General features: G+C 57.8%; 22 protein-coding genes. 10 read left to right on the top strand and 12 right to left on the bottom strand.

Annotation, left to right across the window (positions count from 1 at the left end):
• From ABYM29_RS06920 to ABYM29_RS06955, 8 genes are all read right to left on the bottom strand, one after another.
• The coding region (locus tag ABYM29_RS06920; protein ID WP_372863848.1) for an acyl-CoA dehydrogenase family protein at positions 1-519 on the bottom strand (519 nt) is incomplete at its 3' end.
• Between the two features lie 26 nt (positions 520-545).
• A complete protein-coding gene (locus tag ABYM29_RS06925; protein ID WP_372863851.1) occupies positions 546-1,220 on the bottom strand; it encodes a glutathione S-transferase family protein in 675 nt (224 codons plus the stop codon).
• 9 nt (positions 1,221-1,229) lie between these two features.
• Positions 1,230-2,405: an acyl-CoA dehydrogenase family protein gene (locus ABYM29_RS06930; RefSeq protein WP_372863854.1), complete on the bottom strand. Its 1,176-nt coding sequence runs from the start codon at positions 2,403-2,405 to the stop codon at positions 1,230-1,232.
• Positions 2,406-2,521: 116 nt separating this feature from the next.
• The gene (locus tag ABYM29_RS06935; protein ID WP_372863857.1) at positions 2,522-3,529 is read right to left on the bottom strand and encodes an AraC family transcriptional regulator ligand-binding domain-containing protein; all 1,008 of its coding nucleotides are present in this window, start codon (positions 3,527-3,529) and stop codon (positions 2,522-2,524) included.
• Between the two features lie 72 nt (positions 3,530-3,601).
• Entirely contained in the window at positions 3,602-4,885 is a 1,284-nt protein-coding gene (locus ABYM29_RS06940) for a spinster family MFS transporter (RefSeq protein ID WP_372863860.1), read from the bottom strand.
• A 56-nt stretch (positions 4,886-4,941) separates the two neighbouring features.
• On the bottom strand, positions 4,942-5,352 hold the full coding sequence (locus tag ABYM29_RS06945; protein WP_372863862.1) for a DUF1330 domain-containing protein: 411 nt from the start codon (positions 5,350-5,352) through the stop codon (positions 4,942-4,944).
• 237 nt (positions 5,353-5,589) lie between these two features.
• Positions 5,590-5,856, bottom strand: coding sequence for a DUF4404 family protein (locus ABYM29_RS06950; protein ID WP_372863865.1), 267 nt, complete (start codon positions 5,854-5,856; stop codon positions 5,590-5,592).
• A gap of 81 nt (positions 5,857-5,937) precedes the next feature.
• Complete coding sequence (locus tag ABYM29_RS06955; RefSeq protein WP_372863868.1) at positions 5,938-6,414, bottom strand: hypothetical protein; 477 nt, start codon at positions 6,412-6,414, stop codon at positions 5,938-5,940.
• 194 nt (positions 6,415-6,608) lie between these two features.
• Here ABYM29_RS06955 and ABYM29_RS06960 point away from each other — a divergent pair, with 194 nt between their 5' ends.
• From ABYM29_RS06960 to ABYM29_RS06970, 3 genes are all read left to right on the top strand, one after another.
• Positions 6,609-7,379 carry a glucose 1-dehydrogenase gene (locus ABYM29_RS06960; protein WP_372863870.1) on the top strand — a complete coding sequence of 257 codons (771 nt, stop codon included), beginning with the start codon at positions 6,609-6,611 and terminating at the stop codon, positions 7,377-7,379.
• Positions 7,380-7,527: 148 nt separating this feature from the next.
• Positions 7,528-8,343, top strand: coding sequence for a mechanosensitive ion channel family protein (locus tag ABYM29_RS06965; protein ID WP_372863873.1), 816 nt, complete (start codon positions 7,528-7,530; stop codon positions 8,341-8,343).
• Positions 8,344-8,465: 122 nt separating this feature from the next.
• The gene (locus ABYM29_RS06970; RefSeq protein ID WP_372863876.1) at positions 8,466-9,185 is read left to right on the top strand and encodes a YdiY family protein; all 720 of its coding nucleotides are present in this window, start codon (positions 8,466-8,468) and stop codon (positions 9,183-9,185) included.
• A gap of 29 nt (positions 9,186-9,214) precedes the next feature.
• Here the strand turns inward: ABYM29_RS06970 and ABYM29_RS06975 are convergent, their stop codons facing one another.
• Positions 9,215-9,895: a Crp/Fnr family transcriptional regulator gene (locus ABYM29_RS06975; protein ID WP_372863879.1), complete on the bottom strand. Its 681-nt coding sequence runs from the start codon at positions 9,893-9,895 to the stop codon at positions 9,215-9,217.
• 121 nt (positions 9,896-10,016) lie between these two features.
• Between ABYM29_RS06975 and ABYM29_RS06980 the strand changes: the two genes are divergently transcribed.
• The 5 genes from ABYM29_RS06980 to ABYM29_RS07000 all read left to right on the top strand — a co-directional run bounded on the left by ABYM29_RS06980 (position 10,017) and on the right by ABYM29_RS07000 (position 13,618).
• Positions 10,017-10,772, top strand: coding sequence for a class II aldolase/adducin family protein (locus ABYM29_RS06980; protein WP_372863881.1), 756 nt, complete (start codon positions 10,017-10,019; stop codon positions 10,770-10,772).
• Positions 10,773-10,782: 10 nt separating this feature from the next.
• Positions 10,783-11,103 (top strand): Mpo1-like protein, encoded by a 321-nt coding sequence (locus ABYM29_RS06985; RefSeq protein WP_372863884.1) that lies wholly within the window; start codon positions 10,783-10,785, stop codon positions 11,101-11,103.
• A gap of 16 nt (positions 11,104-11,119) precedes the next feature.
• Positions 11,120-11,362: a DUF6868 family protein gene (locus ABYM29_RS06990; RefSeq protein ID WP_372863886.1), complete on the top strand. Its 243-nt coding sequence runs from the start codon at positions 11,120-11,122 to the stop codon at positions 11,360-11,362.
• Positions 11,363-11,465: 103 nt separating this feature from the next.
• A complete protein-coding gene (locus tag ABYM29_RS06995; protein ID WP_372863889.1) occupies positions 11,466-12,770 on the top strand; it encodes a cobyrinate a,c-diamide synthase in 1,305 nt (434 codons plus the stop codon).
• Between the two features lie 107 nt (positions 12,771-12,877).
• Positions 12,878-13,618 (top strand): lipocalin family protein, encoded by a 741-nt coding sequence (locus ABYM29_RS07000; RefSeq protein WP_372863891.1) that lies wholly within the window; start codon positions 12,878-12,880, stop codon positions 13,616-13,618.
• 7 nt (positions 13,619-13,625) lie between these two features.
• On the opposite strand, the gene ABYM29_RS07005 is transcribed toward ABYM29_RS07000, so the two are convergent.
• Positions 13,626-14,630, bottom strand: coding sequence for a 2-dehydropantoate 2-reductase (locus ABYM29_RS07005; RefSeq protein WP_372863893.1), 1,005 nt, complete (start codon positions 14,628-14,630; stop codon positions 13,626-13,628).
• A gap of 201 nt (positions 14,631-14,831) precedes the next feature.
• On the opposite strand from ABYM29_RS07005, the gene ABYM29_RS07010 reads away from it, so the two are divergent.
• A complete protein-coding gene (locus ABYM29_RS07010) occupies positions 14,832-16,049 on the top strand; it encodes a fatty acid desaturase (protein ID WP_372863895.1) in 1,218 nt (405 codons plus the stop codon).
• A gap of 120 nt (positions 16,050-16,169) precedes the next feature.
• Here the strand turns inward: ABYM29_RS07010 and ABYM29_RS07015 are convergent, their stop codons facing one another.
• Both ABYM29_RS07015 and ABYM29_RS07020 read right to left on the bottom strand, forming a co-directional pair.
• A complete protein-coding gene (locus ABYM29_RS07015; protein WP_372863898.1) occupies positions 16,170-17,471 on the bottom strand; it encodes a DUF2157 domain-containing protein in 1,302 nt (433 codons plus the stop codon).
• 28 nt (positions 17,472-17,499) lie between these two features.
• Positions 17,500-19,071 (bottom strand): cation:proton antiporter, encoded by a 1,572-nt coding sequence (locus ABYM29_RS07020; protein ID WP_372863900.1) that lies wholly within the window; start codon positions 19,069-19,071, stop codon positions 17,500-17,502.
• Positions 19,072-19,230: 159 nt separating this feature from the next.
• On the opposite strand from ABYM29_RS07020, the gene ABYM29_RS07025 reads away from it, so the two are divergent.
• The gene (locus tag ABYM29_RS07025; RefSeq protein WP_372863903.1) at positions 19,231-20,106 is read left to right on the top strand and encodes a TIGR00730 family Rossman fold protein; all 876 of its coding nucleotides are present in this window, start codon (positions 19,231-19,233) and stop codon (positions 20,104-20,106) included.
• Positions 20,107-20,144: the final 38 nt, after the last annotated feature.

The following is a 20,144-nucleotide window of genomic DNA, read 5'->3' on the forward strand; positions in this document are numbered from 1 at the left end:
ACTGGTATTGGCCAGCAGGCAGAGGTAGTCGGCCTGGGTGGAATTGGTAATCCACATCTTGGTGCCGTTAATCACATAGTCGTCGCCGTCTTTGCGCGCGCTGGTTTTTATCGCCGCCACATCCGAGCCGGCGTGGGGCTCACTCACCGCGATAGAGAACACGGCGTCACCGGCGATCGCCGGAACTAAGAACTCGCGGCGCAACTCATCGCTGCCGAATTTGGCCAGCGCCGGCGTGGCCATATCGGTCTGCACACCGATGGCCATCGACACGCCGCCGGTTTTAATTCGCCCCAGCTCCTCGGAAAACACCGTCTGATAACTGTAATCCAGCCCCAGACCGCCGTACTCCTCCGGCTTGCAAATGCCCAGCAAGCCGAGGTCGCCCATCTTTTTAAACAGCTCGTGGGCGGGGAAAATACCTTCCTCCTCCCAGAGGTCGGCGTGGGGATTAATTTCCTTGTCGACAAACTGCGCCACGGTGTCGCGCAGTTTCTGGTGCTCTTCGGTCAAAATCATCAGTTTCTCCAATAAGCGTCCGACTGTTAAAAACAGCCTTCAAAGGGATAGGGGGTGGCGACAAAACTGTCGGGGCTAGAGCCCATCGGTTCGGCGCGCTGAAACGCCGGGCGGGCCATTAAGCGCGCCAAATACGCCTGCACATGGGGTTCGTAGAATGACTCCAGTCCCAGGCCCTTACCCAGGTACAAGGCATAACCGACAGCGATATCGGCAATGGTAAAACGGCCGTCACAGAGGTAGTCGCGGCCCTGCAAATGACTGTTTAAGCGTTTCAGGCGCGCCAGATACCACTTGCGGTAGTCTTCCACGGCCTGAGGCAGGCGCCGCTCAGGCGGCTCGAGCTGGGAGTAGCGCAGCACAATGGTCTGCGGAAAGGTCAGCGTGGCATCGCTGTGGAACAACCAGTTCAGATAGTCGCCATAGCCCGGCTCGCTGGCCTTCAGGCCGAGATCAAAGCGCTGATATTTCTCCACCAGGTACAAACAGATGCCGGTGGACTCAGTCATTTCGACGTCGCCATCGCGGAAAAACGGCACCGTGCCCAGCTCGTTGGTTTGCAGGTACTCGCGCTGAAACAGCCGCGGTGGAAACGGCAATGACACCAGCTCGTAGTCGATCCCCATCTCTTCCAGCGCCCACAGTGGGCGCAGCGAGCGCGAGGGATAGCAGTGCCACAGTTTGGGCTTATGGATCGTCATGCTCACTCCTTATAGTCGATACTGGCGCGATGCCAGTTCGCGCATAATTTCTTCGGAACCGCCGCCGATGGCATTGACGCGCACTTCGCGGTAAAAGCGCTCCACGCGATTGCCGCGCAGGTAACAGGCACCGCCGAGTATCTGGCTGGCCTCGCGCGCGCAGAACTCCATGGTTTCGCTGGCCTGCACCTTGGCCATCGCCAGATCACCAGGGTCGCAGCGACCCTCGATATAGGCCTGGGTGAGAAAATTGAGATAGCACTGGGTGGCGTTGATGCGCTGTTTCATCGCGGCAATTTTGTGGCGAATCACCTGGTGGTCGGCGAGGCGTTTACCAAAGGTTTTGCGATTGCGCGCCCACTCCACCGCTTCTTCCAGACAGACTCTGGAGGCCGCCTCCATGGTGACAATCAAGGCCAGTCGCTCGGGGTTAAAGTTGCTCATAATCACCAGAAAGCCGTGGCCTTCTTCGCCAATCAGATGATCGGCGGGCACCCGCACATTGTCGAAATAAATCGTGCCGGTATCGGCGCACCACCAGCCCTGCTTGCGATCGAGTGCTGTGCGCGACACGCCCGGCAAGTCGGTGGGAATCAACAACATCGACACGCCCGCCGCGCCCTCGCCGCCGGTGCGCACCGCGGTGCTCACCCAGTCGGCGCCCATCACCCCCGAGATAAAGGTTTTGCTGCCGTTGACAATATAGTGGTCGCCGTCGCGCTTGGCGGTGGTTTGTACATTGGCCACATCCGAGCCGCCGGAGGGTTCGGTAATGCCCAGCGAAATGCGTTTTTCACCGGCCAGTACCGCCGGCGCCACCCTTTGCTTTAGCGCCTCGCTGCCGCAGTTGGTGACCGGCGGCAAACCGATGCCGTGCACCAGCAAATTGCTGACCAGACCGCCGGCAGAACCGCCGCGGGTCAGCTCTTCATTAACGATATTGGCGTACCACTGATCGATGCCCTCAGAAATCCCGCCGTACTCCTCGGGGTAGCCCAGTTGCAGCAGACCAATTTCGGCCGCCTTAGGCCACAGCTCGTCGGGTATCTTGCCCGCCTCTTCCCAATCATTCAGATAAGGCACAATTTCCGCATCGACAAATTTGCGCAGCTGGGCGCGCCACTCTTGGTGCTCGGCGGTGAGGTGGGGGTTGTGTAAACGGGCGCTGTCAAAATCCAGTGACATAAAAGCTCCTGAGTCATTCTTATCATCTTCGACTCAGTCTATAAGCTCTGGCGGCGAGCGCTTGGGATTTGGTGCCAGACTAGGGGGGATTTGGTGCCAGATAGCCAATATCCGCGTCAGGCGCGGCGGTATTCTCGCGGCGAGCGGCCAAACCAGCTTTTAAAGGCACTGGAAAAACTGCCGTGGTCGGCATAGCCCAGCAGCAGCGCGATATCGGTAATACTCAATCGCTCATCGGCCAGGTATTGCAGGGCCAATTCAGCGCGCAGTTCCTGCAGCAGCTGACCAAACTGGGTGCCGCTGTCGGCCAGCCGGCGCTGTAAGGTACGCCGCGAAATATTCTGCGCCTGAGCCGTTTTATCGATGGTAACGCCGCCAGCGGGCAGCATTTTAATCAGCGTGTTGCGCAGGGCGCGCAGCATGGGATCGGGTTCGCCTTCACCAAACAGGTGCTGGGTGGACTGGCGAATCGCCATGCTCCACTCGGCATCTAACTGCACCAGCCGATAATCCAAGCTGGCACTGTCAAAATACAGACTGCTGCGCGGCTGAGAAAAATGCAGCTCACAAGCAAATACACTTTCCAGCAGCGCGGTATCTTCTGGTTCGGGATAACTGAAGTCGGCGCGCAGCATGGGAATCGGCCGCACACACAGCGAACGCACAATATTGGCCGAGGTCGTCAGCAGGCAGTCGCTGTGAAAGCGCCAGCGACTGGAGTCCTGCCACAGCGGCAGCCAATCGAGGCGCAGGCGCTCATCATCGCGACGAATACGCACCTCGCCGATATCCCCGGCAAAATGCAGTACGCTGGGCATCAGATTGAGGTAGTCGCGGAAGGTTTCACACACCCCACAGGTGTAGAGCTGCATGTTCAGGCGACTGATATAGTCGACCCGACCGGCGTAGATACCAATATCATCGCCGCAACTGGCGGCGGCCAACTGATACAGGCGGTGCATGGCCGCCACCGAGTGGCGGGCTTCCGCCTCGACCAACAGCTCGGCATCAATACCGGCTTCGCGAAGCATTGCCTCGCTGTCACCGCCCAGTGCGTTAACCGCCTGCACAATACTGCGCACGCTGATGCTGTTCACTGTCCACTTGGGATCGATCGCGTCCATCGCCACCTGTCTTTGATTACTGCGTGGCAGTGTACGCGATCAACCTGGTTGGCGGTACCGCAGGCGCGCTCATCAGGGCGGCGCCGCCGCCAAATCGGCCTTGAGATGACGACTGCTTAAATAAAAATGCAGGGCAGACAAACTCACCATCAACGGCACCAAAGCCAGCATGGCATAGCGCAGCGACTCATCGCCCAGGCTCGGTGCCAGCTGGTCACTGAGAAAGCCCACCGACCAGGGGCCGGCGCCGAGACCGACCAGATTAAAGATAAAAAATAAAATCGCCGAGGCCATGGCGCGCATGCGCAGGCCCACCAGCGAATGGCTGATCGCCAGCGTATTGCCGAGAAAGACATTGGACTGGATCGCCGGCACGATCATCAGCAGCAAGGACCCATAGGCGTTATCAACTAAATAGACGCCGGCGGCAAACGGCAGCGAAACCACCCCCGCCAGAGCCGGCAGCCACACATACCAGCGCACATCCTTGCGCGCCAACTTGTCGGCCAGCAGGCCGCCGCCGAATACCCCCACGGCTCCACCAACGCCAATGATCAAGGCCAGCCAGGTGCCCAGCTCGCCGGTACTCATACCGTAACTGCGAATCATAAAGGAGGCCGACCAGTTCGCCACCGAGTAGCCTGCAAAGGCGCTGAGCGCCCCCGCCCAGGCCATATGCCGAAAGCTGCGCCGCGACCACAACAGCTTTACCACGTCGCCAACCGGCACCGGCTCGGGGTTGTCGCCACGGGCTTCCGAGAGGCCGCGGCGCGGCTCGACCAGAGTGAAACGCACAATCAATGCCAGCAGGATTCCCGGCACGCCGACCACTAAAAAAGCCACCCGCCAGCCAAAAAACTCATTCAGCCAACCGCCCATCAAAAAGCCAAACAGGATGCCGATACTGACCCCGGTAGAGTAAAAACCCAAGGCCGAGGCGCGGCGCTCGGCGGGAAACAAATCGGAGATCATCGAGTGCGACGGCGGACTGCCGCCCGCCTCACCGACACCCACGCCGATACGCGCCAGCAACAACTGCAAATAATTTTGCACAAAGCCGCTGAGCGCCGTCATAAAGCTCCACACGAACACCGCCAGGGCGACGATATTGCGGCGATTGCCGGCGTCGGCCCAGCGGGCGATCGGGATACCGGCGGTGACGTAGAACAGCGCAAAGGCAAAGCCGGTCAGCAGCCCGAGTTGCGAGTCGCTGAGCAACAACTCGGCCTTGATCGACTCCTGCAGAATCGCCAGCAACTGGCGGTCAATAAAATTAAAACTGTAGACAATCGTCAGAACAAACAGCGCGTAGTAGGCGCGGCGGTCACTGCGATAGCCCGCCGGAGAATTAGGCATTGTCATTGCCACCCTTATTATTTTTTTATCGAACTTAAATCGCCGCGGTGCGGCGCTCAATCTTCCAGGCAAGCGATTAAACGCGAATCACTGAGCGCCGCCGTGCGGTGAAAAGTAATCGCCTGGTAATCGGGGTCGCGCAGCATCTCAACAAATTTCTCTATGCTCGGATAGCGTACCAGCATGACCTTGTGCCAGTCCTCGCCGGGGGGCGCAATCAGCGGCGAGCGCGCACTGCCCAGCCACTGCAGTTCGCCGCCCACCGCCGCAACAAAAGCGCCGGCGCGCTCGCTGTAGCGCTGGTAGGCTTCAACGCCACTGACCTCTTCGTCACTGTCCAGGTATTCCGCACGCTCGCGGAAACGCAGTAAATTAAGCATAACAACAGGCTGGCCACTGGGCAGGCGCGCAAGCAACGCTGGCAAATCCTCACGCCGGGGGTCGATACTGGGGGTGATATCCGTCATGTAAGCTCCTCATTGTGTATTGCGCTGCCACCGGCCCCCATTCTGAGCCAAAGCCCCCAGCACGCCGGCCTTGCAGGCAGTAACAAGCGAGCCCGGACAGCAAGCGCAAATACCGACAAGCACTAGCGCGCCACCGAGGAGGCGGATCGCCCCCTATACTTTATATTTTTCAGCGCGCTCAGCCTAAGCGGCAACAACGAGTGTATGCAGCAGGCTCTGAATGCAACGCGACAAAAACTAAACGCCAATACTGGCCAGTTTAACCATAATATCCTTCAGAATTCCGGCCACCGTCGGATGATCGACTTCAAAGGTAGACACCATCTCATCGAGGCGCTCCTGAATGCCGCTGTCCGCCAGTACCAACTCGGGGCCACTGCCCAGCTCGCGATCGATATCGTCCACCAGGGCATGCAACTTGGCACGTTCACCTTGGTCTACCGGCAGGTCGTCAATCTCACTTTGCAAACGGGTCAGTTGCTCATGAAGGTGTTTGGGATCCATAGCCATACTCCTGTGCTCGCTCTGATCAGCATAGCAAGAGCAAGGCGCCACGCCTACAAACAAAAATAGAGCCGTTAATGGTCAGTGGCAGTGGCTGCGCAGTAGCCGCTGACTTTCGCGTTGACAGTGACTCAATTCATCCAAGCGATTGGCCCTGCGGTAATAGCGCTCTAACATTTGCAAAGAGATCTCAACATTTTGGCGCAGCGCCAGGCCCTGCCCCGCGGGACTGCGCAAAGTCTGCAACAGGCGGTGGTGCACCGCCAGCAAGCAGTGCTGCTGCAAGTCTGTGTCGCCGCAACGAGCAAAACATTCGGCCAGATAATGTCCCGACAGCATGTGGCGATCCAAGTTATGCAACAGCGACTGATTTGTCGTCGCCAACATCAGTTCGCTGAGTTCGAAACAGCACCCCAGGTACCGCAGCGCCGGCAGCCACTCGCGCTGGGCATAGGCCTCGCGGCCAGCCTCCATCCATTCCTCCCAGCGCTGCATGGCAACCGCCTCGCTGCGCTGCAATTGCTGGCGGTGACTTTCACACAAAAACCGTATTCCCATCCCGTACTCCCAGTTCAGCCGACTCATCACAAAAACAAATGATAATCATTTTCATTTGTGAGTTGCAAGTCCAGTATCGCAAACCACGGCCAACTGTCCGCCGCCGCGTGCAATTATGTTATTGCTGTGTCACACGACAACGACGATGCTGGTCGTCAATGCCGTCACCTAACACACCGAGGGGGTTTGCAAATATGCACATCGATTCACTGTTTTCGCTACAGGGCCGCGTCGCCATCGTGACTGGCGCAGGCCGGGGGATAGGCCGCGGCATTGCCCTGCAGTTCGCAGAGGCCGGCGCGACCGTCATTTGCGCGGCACGCACCGCGGCTGACCTAGATAACACCGCCGCCCAGTGTCAGGACACAGCGGGCAAGGCGGTTGCCCACGTCTGTGATGTCAGCGACGAAGCGCAGTTACAGGCACTGCTGGACCGCACCGTCAGCGAATTCGGCGGCGTCGACATCGTGGTCAACAACGCCGGGGGGGCCTGGCCAAATGACCCGCTTAAAACCGATGCCAAAACCTTTAACAAGGACTTTGACTTCAATGTCACCAGCGCCTTTAACCTGTGCCGTCTGGCGCAACCAGAACTGGCGAAACGCGGCGGCAATATTATCAACATCACCTCGGCTTCAGCCCGCTATGCCCAGCAGGGCTTTAGCAGCTACGGCACAGCCAAGGCCGCCCTCACTCAGCTCACACGTCTGTTGGCGGCAGATTTCGCCCCGGCAGTGCGTGTCAATGGCATCGCGCCCGGCACCATTGTCACCGCGGCCTTGGAACAGTTCCTCGACGACAAAACCCGGCAAAAAATGGCCGACCTTACGCCGATGAAATGCCTGGGAGAACCGCGAGATATCGCGGCTGCCGCCCTGTATCTGGCATCGCCTGCAGCGCGCTGGGTCACCGGAAAAATTATAGAAGTAGACGGTGGCGCGGAATCGACAACCTGGCCCTTCTAGGTCGGCAATGGGGAACCTCGGCAACGGCCGGTGATCCAACAGCGCGCAGCTGCCGTAGCAACACGGTTTACGCCGTGTCGCGCTACTGACGACTGAACAAGCTGACTATACTCAGACGACACACCACAACATGGACTAAGGGGATTGCATGGATCCACAAGTACTAATCGAACAATACGGCCCCGCTGCCATTGATATGGGCATTCGCGCTGCAGGCGCGCTGGCCATCATCGTCGTCGGCTACTGGCTGGCCAAACTGCTCTCCGGCTTTACCAAGTCGGCGCTAGAAAAAAAGCAATTTGACGCGACATTAAACGCCTTTATCAGCAAACTGGTGTTTTTTATCATTCTCGCGGTCGCATTAATTCCTGCGCTGGCCCACGCGGGTATTCAAACCGCTTCGGTGATCGCCGCCCTCGGTGCTGCGGGCCTGGCCATCGGCCTGGCACTACAAGGCTCGCTGGCCAACTTCGCCGCCGGCGTACTGCTAATTGCTTTCCGACCCTGTCGTGTGGGCGACTGGGTCGATGCCGCGGGCTGCTCTGGGACGGTGGAAGCCATCAGTCTGTTTTCTACCATTTTGGTCACCGGCGACTTCAAGCGTATCGTCATCCCCAACGCTCAGATCATGTCTGGCGCCATCACTAATTACAGTGTTAAGCCGCGCCGCCGTATCGACTTGGTGGTAGGCATTTCCTATGACGCAGACATGCGCCAGGCCAAGGAAATATTGCAGCGCCTTGTCAGTGAAGATCCGCGCGTACTCAGCGACCCTGCTCCCACGATTGCGGTAAGTGCGCTGGGCGCATCGTCGGTGGACCTGATTTGCCGACCCTGGGTAAAAACAGCCGACTACTGGCCAACCCGCTGGCAACTGACTGAAAACATCAAGAACGCCTTCGACGCCGCCGGTGTCGGCATTCCCTACCCGCAAATGGATGTGCACTTTCACAAGGACAATTGACACAATCGGTAGAAATACCAGAGAAAGGGCGGCAATTGTCGCCCTTTTTTATTGACCTGAATCCGCGGCTGATTACCATGCACACGCAGAAACTTTTGCCCTGCACACACAAAGGAACCAACATGAAAATCCACACCAGCCTGCTGTTTTCCCTGCTGGCCGCCAATGCGGCAATCGCCGAGCAAGCGCCCAAGTGGCAAGGCGATATTGAATTTGGCTACTACCAAACCGACGGAAACAGCAACGAAACCAGTGTCCTGGCCAAAGGCAGCGCCAGCCGCAAACACGGCCTGTGGACGAATGTCACCAAGATCAACGCGCAAAACAGCGAAGTGGAAGGTGTGCGCTCGGAAGAACAATACTTCCTGTCGGACCGCCTGTCCTACGATGTCAGCGAGTTTAACTACACCTTTGGCTATGCCGCTATCGACAAAGACCGCTTTAGCGGCTACGTCTATCAGGCCACTCTCGCTGGCGGCTACGGCCGTAGATTATTAAAAAACGGCCGTCTGTCCTGGGACGCCGAAATTGGCCCCGGTTTCCGCATCAGTGAATTCGACAACGGTGGTGCCAGTGTTGACGGCAAGACCGAAGAGGCCATTCTGCGTCTATCCACCGATTTAGTCGCCAAGGTTTCAGAGACGGCCACCTTTGAGCAAAACCTGTCGGTAGAGCGCGGCGCAGACAATACCGTCAGCAAATCAGTCTCCTCGCTGAAGACCAAAATCGTCGGCGGCTTTGGCCTGAAAATCAGCTACACCATGGAGTACAACGAAGTGGTGCCCAGCAGCAATGTCCATATGGACCGCCAGACTGCGGTAACACTGGTGTACAGTTTCTAAAGCCCCACACAGCGGTGCAGCGCTTGGCGTTACACCGCTCCACCCTCGGCCTCACGGCGAAGGGCATCGCTATCAAGCACACACACCTTGCCGTACGCCAGGGCAATTACCCCGGCCTTTTCCAGGCGCTTCAGCTCGCGACTGACCGCCTGCCGCGACACCGCCAGCATCTTCGCAAGATCCTCCTGGGGCACCATCACCTCGCCGTCACCGGCGCTGTAGTGCGCCTGCAAATCCAGTAGCCGCAAGGCCAAGCGCGCCGACAGGGGATACAACGCCGCCACCTCCACATAGGACAGGGCCAGGCGCAATTTGCGGCACAGCATCGGCAAAAAATAACGGTATAGCTGCGGCTGAGCCTCCAACAAGCTGTCGAGATCGGCCCGCGAAATCATCAGTAGCAGCGAATCACCCACCGCATAGGCGTCGTGGCTGCGCGGCTCACCATCGAACAGCGACACCTCGCCAATCCAATCGCCGCGCTCAACCAGCATCACCAGCAACTCGCGGCCATCACGACTGCTGTTGCTAAGTCGTATGCGGCCTTCAAGCACCCCATACATGGCCTCACCGGCCTCGTGTTGGCGGTACAGATACTCGCCATCAACCAGCCGTCGCAGCCTGCACTTCGCCAGCAGCGCATCCAGCGCCTCGGCGGGCAAGCCCACCATAAGGGGATTGCCCTGCAATATATCGCGCTTGTCGATCAATCGACCTCCACTACACTAAAGCGAAAGAAAAACCAGCAACTGTCAACTGCATGACAGTTGTCACTGCCCCAACTCCCACACAATAGAGCTACTTTAATAAAGTTCATGCAGGAGCACACTCATGTCAGCAGAGATTAAATCACAGCTTAGTGCCGAAGAATGGCAATTGCGCGTCGACTTAGCTGCCGCCTATCGACTGGTGGCACTATTTGGCTGGGACGACTTGGTATTTACCCATATTTCCGCACGTGTGCCCGGCAGCGACAACCACTTTCTCATCAACCCTTACGGCATGATGTTTGAGGAAGTAACCGCATCCTCGCTAGTCAAGGTCGATCAACAGGGCGAAAAGGTCATGGACTCTCCCTACCCGGTTAATCCTGCCGGCTTCACGATACACAGCGCCGTTCATGCCGCCCGCGAAGACGCCCACTGCGTGATGCACACGCACTCGTTAAACGGCGTGGCGGTGTCGACGCAGCGCGAGGGCATCCTGCCTATTTCCCAGCAAGCTACCCTGGTACTGGCATCGCTGGGCTACCACGACTACGAGGGCATTGCCCTCAATGAAGAGGAAAAACCGCGCCTCGTCGCAGACTTGGCAGATAACACCTTTTTGATGCTGCGCAACCACGGTCTGCTGACCGTCGGCATGACCCCCGCAGACGCCTTCCTGGCCATGTACATTTTCGAAGCCAGCTGTATGATCCAAGTACGAGCGTTGGCTGGCAGCCGGGAACTGATACCTGTTCAGCCGGAAATTGTCGAGGGCGTGAAAGAAGCCGCGCAAATCGTTACCAAAGGCCTGTTTGGCGGCCTCGCCTGGCCCGGCCTGCTGCGTCGCCTAGACCGCCAAAACCCCGGATATGACAGCTGAGGATACCGCCATGCAGAGTGACGCCAACAAACAACAATTTAGTAGCTTTTCGGAGTTTTACCCCTACTACCTAGCCGAGCATGAAAACCGCATCTGCAGGCGCCTCCACCTGGTCGGCAGCCTGCTTGTCCTTTGCCTGTTAACCTACAGTCTGAGCAGCGGGCAATACGCTTTGCTGTGGTTACTGCCAGTGGTGGGCTACGGCTTCGCCTGGGTGGGTCACTTTTTCTTTGAGAAAAATAAACCGGCCACCTTCCAGCACCCGCTGTACAGTTTTATCGGCGACTGGGTAATGGCCAAGGACTTACTCACCGGCAAATTGCCACTCTAAACTTTGGGGCGCCAGCATGAGCCTACTCGCTTTGGAAGCACTGCTCTACTACTGCTGTCTAATCAACGGTGGGCTACTGCTAGTTAGCAGCGCGCTATTACTGCTTGCGCCACCGCAACTGCTGCGCTATCAGAGTCGCCTGTTACATATCCCCGTGCCGCGCCTGAGACTACTCTACGCCCAGTGGTTAGCGCAGTTTAAGGTGCTTTTTATCTTCTTCAACCTCAGCCCCTGGCTGGCACTCAAACTGCTTTCCTAAGACCATCGCGCTGCGGCGCGATGCCCCCTCTCTCGTCAAAAATTCTGTTACAGTGCTGCGGTCGTTTTAGCGCCGCAAGCGCCCTGTGCAGAGTAAAACCAACATGAGCAGAATTATTATCATCGCCTCCCCCGGTAGCGGACACGGCAAAACCCTCGTCACTGCCGGCCTGGCCATGGCCTTAGCCAACAGCGGACGCCGACTGCGCGTATACAAAATGGGCCCCGACTACCTCGATCCACAATTTATTGAAGCCGCAACTGGACTGGAAGTCCGCCAGCTGGATTACTGGATGCTCGGCGAGCGTGAAATTGCCAACGAGCTGCACCGCGCCCAGCATGACGTCGACGATATTATTATTGAAGGCGTTATGGGGCTGTTTGACGGCGAACACTCAGTGGCGCGCTTGGCACGCGACTACCGCATCCCCGTCTGTGTGGTTGCCGACGCCTCGGCCATGGCACAAACCTTTGGCGCTCTCATGTACGGACTTGCCAACTACGACCCCGACGTCAATGTTGCCGCCGTCATTGCCAACAAGGTCGGCAGCGATCGCCACGCCGACATGCTGCGCGACAGTATTCGCGCACCGCTGACCATGCTTGGCAGCATCAAGCGCGATAAAACCTTAGCGGTGAACGAACGCCACCTGGGCATTAGTAGCGAAAATCACCCCATCGCCCGCAGTGCCGCCAACGCCATGGCCAGCCAGCTTAGCGAGATCGCCAAAGCGCTACCCTGGGGCACTCTGCGGGTCGAGGACAACAGCCTCAACCAACCCGACGCCAGCCAACCAGGAGGCCGCCTGAGCGGTATGCGCATCGCGGTAGCCCGCGACCAAGTCTTCAGTTTCATTTACCACGCCAACATGGATTTTTTGCAGCGCGAGGGCGCGACCCTACACTTTTTCTCGCCGCTGAATGACAGTGCTCTGCCCGATTGCGACGCGCTCTACCTGCCGGGCGGCTACCCCGAGTTGCAACTTGAACAACTGGCCGCTAACTCAAGCATGCTCTCTGCCATTCGCGCACATATCGAGCTGCAGAAACCCTGCCTCGCCGAGTGCGGCGGCATGCTCTACTTACTCGACAGCCTGAGCCATAGTGATCAGCAGGCCGACCTCTGTGGCATCTTCCCCCTGCGCGCCAAGGTCAATGAGCGCCTGGCCGGGCTGGGTTACCAAGCGCTGCCCGGCACGCAGCTGCGCGGTCACACCTTCCACTACGCCAGCATTATCGACGAAGACCAGGACAGCACCGACGCAGCGCGCAGCAGCTATGCCGACGGTCGCCGCGGTGAATTGATCCTGCGCCACCACAATACGGTTGCCAGCTTCGTACACTGGTATTTTTCGTCGTCACCCGACACCGTCTGCGATTGGTTCAGCGGCCGCCAAGCCAAGGCATAGCCACCTCCAAGCCTCGTCCAAACAGAAGACTCGGCATTACGGCGCAAATGTTATAAAGTGTGGCAAATAAGATGGCCCCGACGCTAAATAATTATTATGGGGGATAGATGAAACAGAGCACACCCGAGATTTTTCTGCTCGGCTTGCTACTCAGCCTTACCCTGGCACCCGCGCTCGCGACGGCGGCAATAGACGGTTTTCACGACCGCTATACCGCCACCGTCAGCGGTCAAACCTGGGTACTGTATCTAGATGGCAGTCGCAGTTTTCCGTCAATGGTCAGCGCCAAACTGCAAATGGGCGACGCCCTGAATCGCCATATGCTGCTGGGCAGCATCGAAGGCACGACCATCACTGGCAGCTATAAACCGCTGTATGGCGGCGCCATGGCAGAGGAAAAGCCCTTTAGCTTACAGCGTATTAGCGATAATTCCGTGCGCCTAGTCCTTGCCGGCCAACAACTTTTGATGAGTGCCGGCCAACAGCAAGCACCCGTCGACGACACCATTATTGGCACCTGGAACAGTGACACCAAGCTGGGCATCAATACCCGCAACCCCTATATGGGCGAGCAGTGGAGCATACACTTTCGCGCCGATGGCACCGTCTGTGAAACAACCTATATGGTCGACAGCCGCCAACCATCGCAATACCGCGACCCCTGTGACAAAGCCCCCAGCCAGCAATGGAAGGCAGAGAACGGCAAAATCCACTACAGCAACGCCGATGGGCAGTGGCAAGAGCAATTTAACTATCGCATCATGGGCGGGCGCTTAGTGGTCAGCTATCCCGGCGGCCTGCGGCGAGTAACCAGTCCGGCGGAAAGCCACCGCATCAGCGCCCAGTAAGCGCCAGCTAACTCAGTAGGGCCAGCAACTCCTCGCCGCGATAATCGCGGCGCCCACCTTGCTCAGCCGCTTTCACCAGTGCCACCAAACGGCGATTAGCTTCCGCAGGCGTACCCTGCTGATCGGCCAGGCGGATCACTTCGCCATTCAACCAGTCGATCTCCGTGCGCCGCCCCCGCTGCAAATCCTCCCACATCGACGAGCGCGCCAATGGATCCATCGCCAGCATCGGCTGAGCCAGGCGGCGAAACACCCCGTCGGGCAACACCAACAACCGCGGCAGCCACGCTGGCGGCACGGCCGTCAGCCGCAATAGTGGTATGCCGGCAGCGCGAATAGCCATTAGTGCCTCACGCTGCAGCAGTGCCAAACACCGGCGATAGGCCCGCTGTGACAACTCCTCCTTGAGTGGCAATCCCGACAGGGCATTGATGGGGTTATTGAGATTAAGCAATAACTTAGACCACTGCACAGCGCGCATATCCCGCTGCCACTCAAAGGGCGTACCACTGGCCGAAAAATAATCCCCCAACTGAGACAACACCCCCCGCTGCTCAACCATAATCGCGCCATCGGTGCCGGCGTGGAAACACCCCTGACCTCGGTGCAACACATTGAAAGCAATCATCCCCGCCAGCACGCGCCGCCCCGGCAGGGCTGCGCACAGGCGCTCGGCGTTATCGATGCCATTTTGCAAGCTGACCACCGCCGCCTGGGGCGCGACGACGTCGGCCAGCTGCGCGGCCACGGTGTCGGTGTCCGCCGACTTTACCGTCACAATCAAGCAGTCCATCGCCGCCAGGGCGGCCGCCTCGGTATGCAAATTTAAGCTTGTCGCCGCGATGTGATGCCGCAAACCGCGAAAATCACTGATCGTCAAACCGTGCTCGGCCAGCTCGTCGACCATCCGCGGTCGCGCCAAAAAATGCACCTCTGCGCCGCCTAAAATCAGCGCGCCACCAACATAACAACCGATGCTGCCGGCACCGACGATCCCAACTTTAAGACTCAAGATTTACTCCTCACTGTGAAGACCATCACAAGCTATCCGCCCTACTCCGTATTTCCGGCAAGCCACTTGCACATGCAGACTAATACTCAGCCATCCGCAGTGTCATCTTTTGGTAACTGTCATTGCCGTTAGGCATTAGGTAAACTGGCCCGCATAAAATGCTCAGGCAATCTACGTATTATTCCTCGCAATGGTGACCGCATGCCCGAAGAGACCCCCGCAACACAACAGCACGATAACAAACCACCTCTGCTCTGGCTGCAAACCATTTTATTTAGCAGCACATTCCTGATCGCCGCGATCGGGGTGCCCTGGTACGGTATCAGCCAAGGCTTTACCGCAACTGGCTGGATCGCCTTTGCCCTGGTACTGGGCGCCAACGGTATGTCGATCACTGCTGGCTACCACCGCCTGTGGGCGCACAACACCTACAAGGCCCACTGGAGCTTGCGCCTGTTCTTTGCCCTGTTTGGCGCCGCAGCAACCCAAAACAGTATTCTAGTTTGGGCCAGCGGCCACCGCCGCCACCACCGCCATGTCGACGACGTCGAACACGACCCCTATTCGGCCAAACTCGGCCTGTGGTTTTCCCATATCGGCTGGATGCTGCGCGACTATCCGGCCAGCAGCGAAGACTTCAGTAACGCCCGCGATCTACAGCGCGACAAAATTGTGATGTGGCAGCACCGCAACTACTTGCCACTCGTACTGGTCATGAACTTCCTTCCGGCTCTGCTGCTGGGCTTTGTCACCGGCAATATGCTTGAGCATGTGCTGCTGGCCGGCGTATTGCGCTTGGTTGTCAGCCACCACACCACCTTCTTCATCAATTCACTGGCCCACTTCTGGGGCCGCCGTCCCTATACCGATGAAAACACTGCCCGCGACAACGATCTGCTGGCCCTGTTCACCTACGGCGAGGGCTACCACAACTACCACCATATTTTTCAGCACGACTACCGCAACGGCATTCGCTGGTGGCACTACGACCCCACCAAGTGGTTGATCAAGTCGGCGTCGTGGCTAGGCCTGACCTGGGATCTAAAAAAGGTGCCCGATTTCAAGATTCAGCGCGCGGTACTCACCATGCAGTTCAAGCGTGCGGAGCAGGCACTGCGCAATCGCTCCGCGGAAGCGCCGCAGCTGCGTGAGTTTCTGGAACAGGAATACCAGGAATTTCGCCAAACGCTGGCCGACTGGAACACCGTCAGCCAACAGTGGATGGAGGCCAAACGCGCCTCGCTATGCGCCCAGAAGGATGCCCTGCAGCAAAATCTAAACGAACAAAAGGAACAGCTGCAACACAACCTGACCGAAGCTTGGCAGCATGCCACCCTTCGCAGCCGCTTCAAGGAACTGGAATATGCCTTGAAAATGCAACGCAAGCGCCTGCAATTGCTCCACACGCAAATGGCCTGAAACGACAGTCCATAGCAAAAAAGGCGCCTCGCGGCGCCTTTTTTTTGCCTGCCTCACCGCGACATGGCTGGCGCTATGCGCGACGCAACAACCCCAGCCTGTCACGGCAACGAAAACTATTTAGCGACCACCCGGCAAGGCCAGTTTACGGCGCTCTTGCTGACGGGAGAAACGGATGCCGGCAGCAGCCAGCAGCAGTACAACCGACAACAACAGGACCAGTCGCTCAGCCAACCCATGGTAAAGATCAGTAAAACGCGCCAACAACAGCAGCACTAACAAACCGCCACCAGCCACCATGCTAGCACGCTGCAACTGCTGACTACCGCGGTACAAAAACATCAGTGCATAAACCAGCACGGCAAGATTGGCCAGCAGCGGCAGCAACACGGGCAGCGCTAACTGAAGGCGGTTAATGCACAAGGCCAACAGCGGCAGGGCCAGGCACAGCAACTCCAGTTGCGGCCCGGCACTGCGCGGCCGCAAATCGGCATGCCATAAACTCCACACTGCGCAGGCGCCAATAGCGATTAATAACGACATGCCGGTCAACGCCGCCGGCAACGCCGTGGACAAACCCAGCATTGCCTGATCGGCCGCCACCTCGCTAAAACTCAGTAATAGTAAACTCCCCCACCACAGCAACATACCGCTTTGGTAGAGCGGTGCAACACTGCCCGTCCACGTCATTCTTGGAGCCAGCCGCTCCAGCCAGAGATACAGTGCGGCAAGCAGTGCTCCATGAAACAGTACAACTTTACTATCAATACACCAGCTATTGAGAAGCACACTCAGCGGCAGCAGCAACAGCACACTGCGCCACAACAAGGTGGAACGCAAACGCCAGGCAAGCGGCAACAATCCGACCAGCAACAACCCGGTACCCAGAAAATGCGGCTGCTCAAACTCCGACACCTCCAACACCGTCCAGGCACAAATCAACACACAGGCCAACACAGCATGGGCAACTGACGGCAGTAACCAGGCCATCAGCAAAGCCGCCAGCGACCACAGCATAATCCCCTCTGCGTAGCGACCGTCGGGGTAATAGAGCGGCGCAAGCAGCCACAGCACGGCGCCTAACAGCAGGCTCCCCAGCAAATGCAAAGCTTCCGCTAAACGCCGATCAGCACGCTGCCACCAAGCCAAACCGTGGCACAGCAACACGGCCGCCGCAACTGCCAGCAATTTGCTATGCTGCGGCATACCGTCCCAGAAATAGCTGAACAGCAGACTCACGACCAGAACAAGCAACAAGCCAACGAGCGCTGCCAACAACAAACGCCCCCATCGCCGCGGAGGCAATTCATTGACCTGCGCGGGGTAGCGAGCATAGAGCCGCTGCGCCAACTCGTCGTCGATAAGGCCCTCGCGCAGCCACTGAGCAATTTCCGCGCGCAACCAAGGGTGATGTGAATCCATAAATCTATCCGGCGTCCTTCCGTTTCGTTTATGGGCCTATCAGGTCCAACTCTTCCGCCACCCGTTCGGCAAAGCCATAACCCGCCTCGGCATAGAGATTAAAGCTGATGCAACCCAACGCCTGCAGTTCTTGCTGCTCGTCTGGAAAGCGAGAAATCGCTGCGAGCTTGCCGCTATAGCCCAACTCCTGGAGCATTTCCACCACCTGGACATTTTCACGGTGATTACTTAGACAGACCAAAATCAGTCGCCGCGGCACCAAGACCGCATGCCGCAAAAAATCCCCGTCACTGGCATCGCTGGCAACGCAACGCAGGCCCTCGCGGCGCATCTGTTCAGCCTTTTCTGCGTTCTCCTCTATACCGACAATCCGCCCCGGATAATGGCCACTTAAATAGTCATAAGCACCGCTGCCTATGCGACCCATACCAAAAATAAGAATATCGGCGTCACCGAGGCTGACTCGGCGCTCCAGGGGCAGCAGTCGGTCTCGCTCAAGGATTTGCAAGGTTTCGCCAAAACGGCGGTAAAATCCCGCAGCTCGACGATTGAGCGCGGCGGCGACAAATAGCGACAGCGCCATTGCCAGCGCCAAAATGGTGAGCCACTCGGCGGCCAGCAAGCCCTCCTTCACCGCCAACGCGGCAACGATCAGACCAAATTCACTGTAGCTGCTAAGCGCCAAACCGGCCAGTAGACTGGTGCGCGCCCGCAGTCTTAACAGCAGCAGTAGTCCAAAGTAGATGAGTGGCCGCAGCAGCACCAACAGCGCCAACAGCAAGGCCACCAACCACATAGCGGCCGACGGCAAACCGTAATAGCCAATACTCAAAAAAAACGCCGTGAGAAAAATATCCTTCAGGCTCAACAAACTCTTGTACAACTCGACGCTTTTACTGCTATTCGCCAACAACATGCCAAACAGCAGTGCCCCCAGGCCAGCTTTCAACTGCAAGAGTTCGAACAACCAGGCCCCGGCAAGCGCCAGAGACAAACCAAAAAGCACCAATAACTCGCCGTGGCCAGCCAAGTGCAGCAATTTGAGCAACGGCCGCCGCAGCAGCGGTAACAGCAACAGTGACAAGGCCCAGGCACTGGGAGCGTGGTCCGAGGACAGCAACAAAAACGCGACCGCCATCAAGTCCTGCAAGATCAAAATGCCCACCGCCACTTGGGCATGCAGCGCCGCGCCCTCACCGCGCTGCTCAAAAATTTTGACCGCAAACACCGTGCTGGAAAACGATAAGGCAAAAGCCAGTATCCACGCCGTCTGCCCCGACAGCGCCGAATACTGCGGCAGTAGATAGTGCAGACTGAGTAACACTAGGGTGGTCAAAGGCACCACCAGCAAGGCGTGCAGACTGGCGCTGGCCCATATTCTTGGCGCCAATAGCTCGCGCACCTTTAACTTAAGGCCGATGGTAAATAGCAGCAGCACCACGCCGACATCAGCCATTAGACTGATCACCTGACGATCACCCAGCTCCAGCGCTCCGGCAATAAAACCCGCCACCAAAAACCCCAGCAATGGCGGCATATCAATGCGGCGAAACACCAGTCCCGCTAAAAACGCCAAGGCAAGTAACAGCGGCTCAATCATCCATAACATCCACAAGTCATCAGATCAGCGGCGGACACACCGCCCGCGCAGCAAGCCGCTATTATGCACACAGGCTTTTACAACAGGAAATGAAACACCGCGGCAGTGGAAAGCTCGCATATACTAAAGGCGAGGCCAGCAACGACAAGGTAGCAGCAAATGTCAGACAAACACCGATTGCGCGACGCAAATTTCCCCTCCGCCAGAGAAGAAATTACCGACCACGAGGCCGATTTCCCAGCCGCCTATCGGCTGGCGTTCAGAGACAACGATTTTTTGCTGCGTGAAGAACTGCGTGGCCTGCGCTTTCACCTAGAACTGCAAAAGCCGGAAATGATTCTGAAGGAACACGGCGTGCACTCAACCATAGCCGTATTCGGCAGTGCCCGCTTTCCGTCACCAGAAGCTGCCGCCGAGCGCTTAAGCGCCGCTCAAGCTGGCGGCGACCCTGCGCAAATACGCGCAGCCAAACGCGCCGAGCGAAACAGCCACTACTACCAACAGGCCCAGCGCTTCGCCCAGCTGGTTACCGAGCACTCACTGAATTGTGCCGACAACGAGCAGCTGCACATCGTCACCGGCGGTGGACCGGGCATTATGGAAGCCAGCAATCGCGGTGCTCACGAAGCCGGGGGGCGCTCACTGGGCCTGAATATTGTACTTCCCCACGAGCAGGCGCCGAACCCCTATATCAGCCCGGAATTTTGTTTTCGTTTCCACTATTTTGGCATCCGCAAAATGCACTTTATGCTGCGTGCTAAAGCCGTGGTGGTGTTTCCCGGCGGTTTTGGCACCTTTGATGAACTGTTTGAGGCCCTCACACTGATCCAAACCGGTAAGTCTCGAGATGTACCGATTCTATTGATCGGCCACGAATTTTGGCGCCGCGCCATTAACTTGGAGTTCCTGCGCGACGAGGGTGTAATCAGCCCGGAGGACGTCAATATGATCCGCGTTGTCGACACCGCTGAACAGGCCTGGCATGAAATTATCGACTTCTATAACCTCAGCCCCGGCGAATGTCCCAGTGACTAAGCCAGGCCCTTCAGCCTTTGTTATAGTTGCCACTCTCT

The organism is Spongiibacter sp. (assembly GCF_041602295.1).
Classification (GTDB): domain Bacteria; phylum Pseudomonadota; class Gammaproteobacteria; order Pseudomonadales; family Spongiibacteraceae; genus Spongiibacter.

Excerpts from the sequence above, each read along its gene's own strand:
- ABYM29_RS06925 (WP_372863851.1), bottom strand. The coding sequence starts at position 1,220 with ATGACGATCCATAAGCCCAAACTGTGGCACTGCTATCCCTCGCGCTCG.
- ABYM29_RS06930 (WP_372863854.1), bottom strand. The coding sequence starts at position 2,405 with ATGTCACTGGATTTTGACAGCGCCCGTTTACACAACCCCCACCTCACC.
- ABYM29_RS06935 (WP_372863857.1), bottom strand. The coding sequence starts at position 3,529 with ATGGACGCGATCGATCCCAAGTGGACAGTGAACAGCATCAGCGTGCGC.
- ABYM29_RS06940 (WP_372863860.1), bottom strand. The coding sequence starts at position 4,885 with ATGCCTAATTCTCCGGCGGGCTATCGCAGTGACCGCCGCGCCTACTAC.
- ABYM29_RS06945 (WP_372863862.1), bottom strand. The coding sequence starts at position 5,352 with ATGACGGATATCACCCCCAGTATCGACCCCCGGCGTGAGGATTTGCCA.
- ABYM29_RS06950 (WP_372863865.1), bottom strand. The coding sequence starts at position 5,856 with ATGGATCCCAAACACCTTCATGAGCAACTGACCCGTTTGCAAAGTGAG.
- ABYM29_RS06955 (WP_372863868.1), bottom strand. The coding sequence starts at position 6,414 with ATGGGAATACGGTTTTTGTGTGAAAGTCACCGCCAGCAATTGCAGCGC.
- ABYM29_RS06960 (WP_372863870.1), top strand. The coding sequence starts at position 6,609 with ATGCACATCGATTCACTGTTTTCGCTACAGGGCCGCGTCGCCATCGTG.
- ABYM29_RS06965 (WP_372863873.1), top strand. The coding sequence starts at position 7,528 with ATGGATCCACAAGTACTAATCGAACAATACGGCCCCGCTGCCATTGAT.
- ABYM29_RS06970 (WP_372863876.1), top strand. The coding sequence starts at position 8,466 with ATGAAAATCCACACCAGCCTGCTGTTTTCCCTGCTGGCCGCCAATGCG.
- ABYM29_RS06980 (WP_372863881.1), top strand. The coding sequence starts at position 10,017 with ATGTCAGCAGAGATTAAATCACAGCTTAGTGCCGAAGAATGGCAATTG.
- ABYM29_RS06985 (WP_372863884.1), top strand. The coding sequence starts at position 10,783 with ATGCAGAGTGACGCCAACAAACAACAATTTAGTAGCTTTTCGGAGTTT.
- ABYM29_RS06990 (WP_372863886.1), top strand. The coding sequence starts at position 11,120 with ATGAGCCTACTCGCTTTGGAAGCACTGCTCTACTACTGCTGTCTAATC.
- ABYM29_RS06995 (WP_372863889.1), top strand. The coding sequence starts at position 11,466 with ATGAGCAGAATTATTATCATCGCCTCCCCCGGTAGCGGACACGGCAAA.
- ABYM29_RS07000 (WP_372863891.1), top strand. The coding sequence starts at position 12,878 with ATGAAACAGAGCACACCCGAGATTTTTCTGCTCGGCTTGCTACTCAGC.
- ABYM29_RS07010 (WP_372863895.1), top strand. The coding sequence starts at position 14,832 with ATGCCCGAAGAGACCCCCGCAACACAACAGCACGATAACAAACCACCT.
- ABYM29_RS07015 (WP_372863898.1), bottom strand. The coding sequence starts at position 17,471 with ATGGATTCACATCACCCTTGGTTGCGCGCGGAAATTGCTCAGTGGCTG.
- ABYM29_RS07020 (WP_372863900.1), bottom strand. The coding sequence starts at position 19,071 with ATGATTGAGCCGCTGTTACTTGCCTTGGCGTTTTTAGCGGGACTGGTG.
- ABYM29_RS07025 (WP_372863903.1), top strand. The coding sequence starts at position 19,231 with ATGTCAGACAAACACCGATTGCGCGACGCAAATTTCCCCTCCGCCAGA.